The 6664-nt window shown below is 64.8% G+C and carries 5 protein-coding genes; 1 reads left to right on the forward strand and 4 read right to left on the reverse strand.

Annotated features, from left to right (window positions below; genetic code table 11):
- From ABW137_RS15015 to ABW137_RS15030, 4 genes are all read right to left on the reverse strand, one after another.
- Positions 1-602, reverse strand: a 602-nt coding sequence (locus tag ABW137_RS15015) for an NAD-dependent epimerase/dehydratase family protein (protein ID WP_526401257.1), incomplete at its 3' end; no start/stop codon positions are given.
- A gap of 101 nt (positions 603-703) precedes the next feature.
- A complete protein-coding gene (locus tag ABW137_RS15020) occupies positions 704-3031 on the reverse strand; it encodes an acyl-CoA dehydrogenase family protein (RefSeq protein WP_526401259.1) in 2328 nt (775 codons plus the stop codon).
- A gap of 7 nt (positions 3032-3038) precedes the next feature.
- Positions 3039-3236, reverse strand: a complete 198-nt coding sequence (locus ABW137_RS15025; protein WP_526401261.1) for a ferredoxin — start codon at positions 3234-3236, stop codon at positions 3039-3041.
- Positions 3237-3376: 140 nt separating this feature from the next.
- A complete protein-coding gene (locus tag ABW137_RS15030; protein ID WP_526401263.1) occupies positions 3377-4903 on the reverse strand; it encodes an aldehyde dehydrogenase family protein in 1527 nt (508 codons plus the stop codon).
- Between the two features lie 173 nt (positions 4904-5076).
- Between ABW137_RS15030 and ABW137_RS15035 the strand changes: the two genes are divergently transcribed.
- A complete protein-coding gene (locus ABW137_RS15035; RefSeq protein WP_526401265.1) occupies positions 5077-6663 on the forward strand; it encodes a pyruvate, phosphate dikinase in 1587 nt (528 codons plus the stop codon).
- The last annotated feature ends 1 nt before the right edge of the window (position 6664 follow it).

Raw genomic sequence — 6664 nt, forward strand, 5'->3', positions numbered from 1 at the left:
TCGTGGTGGATGACCCCCCACGGGTACTGGGGCCCGGTCGAGACCATGTGGCGGCGCGCCGCCAACGCTTCGCGCAGTCGGTGATCGGTCCCCCGGCCCAGCACGATCCCGGCGCGCACCAAGACCGACGGCAACGAGGACTGCCCGAAAAGGCGCTCGCATTCGACTTTGTGCAGGGCATACGGATGCTGCGGATGCGGCGTCAGTTGCCGCGCTTCGGTACTTGCAGTTTGCTCGGGATCTACTCGCGGGCCGTAGACAGTGACCGAGGACATAAAGATCGCCCTCTTCACCCCAGCGGCTTCGGCAGCAGCGATCACGTTGGCGGTGCCGTCGACGTTGACCCGGCGCATCTGTTCCACACCCTCGCGGGAATCGAGCGCAAAAGCACTGTGCACCAGAAGATCGATGCCATCGAAAGTGGCGAACGCCCGAGCGAGCGCGTCAGGGTCGAGCACATCGCCGCGGACAAAACTGACTCCCGTTGGCAACTCAAGCGGTGCAGTACGACTGAAGCCGACCACCTCGTCGCCGCGGCCGGCGAAACGCGCAGCAGCCGTGCGACCGACCAGGCCGCTTACTCCGGTGACGAGGACACGCATCCAGACCCTTCCATCGAACCACTACATAGCTTACTAGGTATACCATCGCGCTGAGACGCGTGTCACTTCGCCGACTCCCCGGGGTCGGTGCCAACGCACTCTCAGCGGTGGTAGGCCTCCCGGGCGCTTTTAGCTGCCAGGGAGTGCGCCACGATGGCCTTGGCGGCGCGGTCCCGCAAAGCTTCCGGTCTACCCATCAGCACCCCGTTGGCGCGCGCCCGCCGAAGCAGCAGATGCGCCGGGTGCTCCCAGGTGAAACCGATGCCGCCGTGGACCTGGATGGCACCTTGGGCGGTTTCGATAGCGGCATCGAGCGCAGCGGCTGCGGCCAGGTCGACGAGGTATTCCGATTCCGGGTCGGTGACGTCGACATCGCACGCTGTCAGCACCAGGCTACGAGCGCCCTCAAGTGCCACCAGCATATCGGCGCAGCGGTGAGAGATCGCCTGGAAACTACCGATGGCGCGCCCGAACTGTTCGCGTTCCCCCGCCCAACTCACCGACATCGCCAATGCGCGTGAGGCGACCCCGACCGAGTCGGCCGCCACAGCGAGCAACGCCGACCGCCGGGCGTGGGTTAGAGCACGTTGGAGTCGGTCACCGTCGGCCAGAATCTCCGCAGGCGCACCGGACAGCGACACCGCCGCGATGGTCGACGTCAGATCTAAGGGTTCTTGCGCAGCCACAGTCACACCCCGGGCACCGGGGTCGACGGCGGCCAGCACGATTCCGTCGTCCCGGCCGCGGGCCAGCACCAGCAGCACTTCGGCCACGGGCGCGCCGCTGACCACCGGCACGCTTCCGGTCAGGCCCTGGCCATCCCATTCCGGCAGCTCCAGGCCATCGGTGATCCATCCCGAATCGTGCACAGGCACAACGAAAGCTGCTCGGGCTCCGCCAGAAATTCGCGCGACGACGGCGCTGGCGCCGACCTGGACGGCCAGCTCGAGCGCGGCCAGGGTGGGCACCAGGGGTGCAGGTGCCAGCGCCTTTGCAGTCTCCTCGACCGCGGCGTAGAGCAGTCTCGGGTTGGCTCCACTTCCACCAAGAGACTCCTCGACCGCTAGGGCCGGCAGGCCGAACTCGACCAGTGCCGACCAGACGCGCGGGTCAAAGACCCCTGCGGTGCGGCTCCGCTCGAGCGTCGTCGAGACGTCGACGCTGGACTCCAGGGCCTTAGCAAGCACCGCACGCAACTCCGCCTCATCCTCATCGGTGACCGCAAGCGGAGCACCGGGAGACCCGACTGCGGTCCGGGTTCGCTCCCCGCGGTGCGATGGCAGACCAAGAACGTTCTCCGCGATGGTATTTCGCTGGATCTCGGCGGTACCGGCACCGATGGTGGTAGCTCGGCTCATCAGGTATCCGTAGGTCCACCGACCCTGGTCGATGGCATCTTGGGCGCGACTGCCCAGAGCGGCGTAGGGTCCGGTGGCGCGGAGCGCCAACGTATGCAGGTGTTGCTCGAACTCGCTTTTGACCAACCGGTTCACCGAGGCGACACCACCGGGATCCTCGCCTCGCAGAACGGCCGCTAACGCGCGGGCGCTGTTGGCGGCAATAGTGCGGACGCCGGATTCCACCCGCGCGATGTCCTGCCGTACCAGGGGATCTGCGTCGAGTCCTTGCGAGAATGCCAAAGCCAGCACCCGATCGGCGGTGCGGCGGTATTTGAACTCATCGGCTAGGAACGCGGTGGCACGTTCATGTCCCAGGGACGTCCGCATGATGGACCATCCCTCACCTTCGCCCCCGACGCGGTTCTCGACTGCGACCGCCACATCGTCGAAGTACACCTCGGCGAAGTGAGCGCCGCCGCTGATGTCGTGGAGCGGACGGATCGTGATGCCGTCACTGTCCATCGGGATTAGTAGGTAAGTGATGCCGTCAGCGCTGCGCCCCGGCTCCCCAGTACGGACTAGGGCAAACATCCAGTCGGCGCGGTCGGCCATGGTCGTCCACACCTTTTGACCATTGATCCGATAGACATCGCCGTCGCGGACCGCTCTGGTCGACAGTGACGCCAGGTCGCTGCCTGCACCCGGTTCGGAAAAGCCCTGACACCAGAACTCGTCGGCCCGCAGCAGTGGCGTGAGGAAGCGCTTCTTCTGTTGCGGTGAACCGTGTTTGATCAAGGTTGGCGCCACAATGAATGACAGTGGGCACGGATGTGGGGGCACCCCGGCCGCTGTCGTGAGGCGGTAATAGTCAAGCTGATCTTCCAGTGACAGTTCCAAGCCGCCGACTTCGCTTGGCCATCCTGGGCCGGCGAGATGATGGTCGACGAGCTCAGCGTGCCAAGCGCGAGCCACGGCGATCCGGTCCGGTTTGACACCAGTGCGTTTCGCGGTCTCGGCGGTAGCGGCTGACCGTTGCCCGTAGTCGGCGAGCAACTGCTCAAGACGCGGTCGCCAAGTTGTCGATTCCATGCCGGAGTCAGTTGTCATCGTCGATGACCAGTGCGAGCTCGGGGCAAGCGGCTACGCCCTCCCGCGTCGCTCGCTCATCACCCGGGCTGACCTCATGCGCCTCCAATGTCGAATAACCGGAGTCGTCGATCGGGAAGAGATCGGGATCGGCGGCGTAGCACTGGGCGTGCCCGGCGCACTTCGAGGCTTCGAGACGAACTTTCATGACAACCCTGCTTTCCCGGTAGCCCGCTAGGTGGTACTTCCGTCCCTAGATTGGCGGCCACATCGATAACTAAGTTAACTCTCTCGAAGGTCATTGTGTCCACTTCCGGTACCTCGCGCGTCGGTCCGCCGCCGGCGAGATCAACCGACGCGGAACGAGATCGACTTCGTCTGCTGGAACGCGCGAAGGCCGTCTACGCCGTATTCGCGGCCGATGCCGCTGCGCTTATATCCGCCGAAAGGCAACTCGGGGTGCATCCCGCCGGCGCCCCCGTTGATGGCCAAATACCCCGACCGGATCCGCCGGCACATGGCGAAAGCGGTCGCAGTGTCGGCGCTGTAGATGTGCCCACCCAGCCCGAAGGGGCTGTCATTGGCCATGGCGACAGCCTGGTGGTCGTCGTCGAACGCCATGACCACCCCGACCGGCCCGAAGATCTCTTCTTGCGCAATCCGCGCGCCATTGTCCACACCGATCACGACGGTGGGGTCATAGAAGAAGCCGCGATCCAAGCCTGGCGTACGGCGGCCACCGGTAACGACCTCCGCACCGCTGTCGCGTGCCATGTCGACGTACTGCTCGACCTTACGGACCTGCGATTCGCGGATCAGCGGGCCCATCATGACGCCCGACTGACGGGGATCACCTGTCTTGACCATTGCCATCGCAGCGGCCAGGCGGGCGACGAATTCGTCATAGATCGAACGGTGTACCAGCTGGCGCGTACATAGCGCGCACCCTTGACCGGCCTGAACCGTGAGTTGGGCGACGGTATAGGCCACCGCGGCGTCCAGGTCGGCGTCCGCGCGCACGATGAGCGCAGACTTCCCACCGAGTTCGAGCAGAGTGCGGGTGATGTTGGGCGCGGCCTGGGCGGCTATCAGCCCGCCGACCCGATCGGAACCGGTGAAACTGATGACGTCAAGCCGCGGGTCTGAAGTCAATGCCTGCGTTGCCTCGACATCCCCGGAAACGATATTGAGCACGCCCGGCGGAAGGTCGGCTTCCTCGGCCACCTCGGCAAACAAGAACGCCTCCAGGGGCGTCATCGGGCTGGGCTTGAGGACCATGGTGTTCCCGGTCACCAGCGCGCCGCCGAGCTTGGCGAGATTGAGGAAGAACGGAAAGTTGTAGGCGCTGATGGCGCCGACGACGCCGCACGGCTCACGCAGGATGACGCCGCTGCCCACAATCGCGCCGCCCGATAACGGGTTGACGACTTCGAGCCAATCGCGGTCGGCCTGTTCAACGCCCCACGCGAAGTGCTCCATCGCCACGCCGACGTGAAATGCTGACGCCACCGCAGGCAGCGCACCGGTTTCGGCGGTCACCAGGCGGGCGATCTTCGCGCGACGGCTGTCCAGTGCGTCGTAAAGGCGCTGGAGATGCCGCTTGCGTCCTGCTCCACTCATCGTGCCCCACGGACCGGTGTCGAACGCGGCGCGCGCGGCGGCCACGGCCGCCGACATCGAGGAAGCATCCCCGTCATAGCCGATTGCGACGACATCTTCGGTTGCCGGATCGATGACCGTGTTCTGCACGGCCGTGTCGTCGAGCCAACACCCGTTGACATACGGGCGAAAGGTTCCTGGGCCCTCAGTCGGGAACGGCTCAACCTTCGCGACGGCGGTTTCGCTACCGACTGTCATGACGAACCTTCTTTCCATGAACTCCGATCGGGGGCATCAAATCAGGTTCCTTCATCTATAACTTGGTTGGATATGTGTCAGCATATCTGGCATTGTGCGGTAGCACACACACAGTCATCTCGAACGTCAAGAGGAGAGCCATGACACGCGCACTACTGGAGGGAAGTGACATGGTGGCAGACCACCCGCTCGTGGTGTTGTTGGATGGCAATGCCCAGTTGCCGCGGGAGATTCTGGGCAACAAGGGCTACGGCATCGATGCCATGCGCCGCAACGGCCTTCCTGTACCTCCGGCGTTCTGCATCACCACCGAGGCGTGCGCACAGTTCTTCGCCGACCCGCAACAGGCGATGTCTACCCTCTGGCCGATCGTGCTCGACCGACTGGGCTGGTTGGAGACGGAGACCTCCCGCACCTTCGGACGCGGGCCCCGCCCGCTCCTGGTCAGCGTGCGCAGCGGTGCCGCCCAGTCCATGCCCGGCATGCTCGACACCGTTCTGGATCTCGGTATCGACGACGCGGTCGAAGACGCTCTGGCTCAGATGATCAGCCCGGCCTTCGCCCAAGACACCCGCGCCCGGTTCTGCCATATGTATCGGCGAATCGTGCTCGGCGATGATCAGCGACGTTCGGTGCCCGACAATCCCCTCGACCAGCTACGTGGAGCTATCGAAGCAGTGTTCTCCTCGTGGAACGGTGCCAGAGCCAACGCTTACCGCGCCCACCACGGCCTCGATCAACTCGGCGGAACAGCGGTTGTCATTCAAGCCATGGTGTTCGGAAACATGGAGCGCAAGTCCGGCACCGGAGTGCTGTTTAGCCGGAACCCCATGACCGGTGACAACGAGCCGTTTGGCGAATGGCTCCCGGGCGGCCAAGGCGAAGACGTGGTCTCGGGCAATTTCGATTGCGAGCCGGTGAGCGCGTTGCGCACCGAACAGCCCCAAATCTATGACGCGTTAATCGAGTCGGCGCGCACTCTCGAAGGTTTGGCTACCGACATCCAGGACATCGAATACACCGTCGAAGAGGGCAAGCTGTGGCTGCTGCAGACGCGGGTCGCCAAACGCTCAGCGCAAGCAGCGGTGCGACTGGCGCTGCAATTGCGCGATGAAGGGTTGATCGGTGATATCGACGCCCTGCTGCGAGTGAGCCCGGCACACATTGAGACATTGCTGCTGCCATCACTGCAGCCTGAAACCCGCCTGGCCGCACCCTTGTTGGCCAAAGGCCTGCCGGCCTGCCCCGGGGTGGTGTCGGGCAAGGCTTTCACCGATGTCGACGAGGCGCTCGATGCCGCCGACGACGGCGAGGACGTCATCCTCGTTCGGACCTCCACCTCCCCAGACGATGTCCAGGGAATGTTGGCCGCCCAGGGAATCGTCACCGAAATCGGCGGGGCGACCAGTCACGCTGCGGTCGTCAGCCGTGAGATCGGGAGACCGGCGGTCGTCGGCTGCGGCCCCGGCGTTGCCGCCCATCTCGACGGCAGACTCGTGACCGTCGACGGCGGCGCCGGCGAGGTGCGCGAAGGCATCCTTGAGCTGACTGCGTGGTCGGAGAGCGACTCCCCGGACCTGGCACGGCTGGCCACGATCGCCCTCGCACACAGCCCACTGCGCGCCCACGCCAGCGGTGACTTCCCACTATTGAAAGCTAACTCCGACAACACAATCGGCGAACTCATCGCCGACGGGACCCGCGACGTGGTCTCCCCCACCCCCTTGATCACAATGCTGACCGCGATCCGTCTCCAAGCCGAGAAGACGGCAGGCTGAC

This window comes from Mycobacterium sp. (genome assembly GCF_040509115.1).
Classification (GTDB): domain Bacteria; phylum Actinomycetota; class Actinomycetes; order Mycobacteriales; family Mycobacteriaceae; genus Mycobacterium.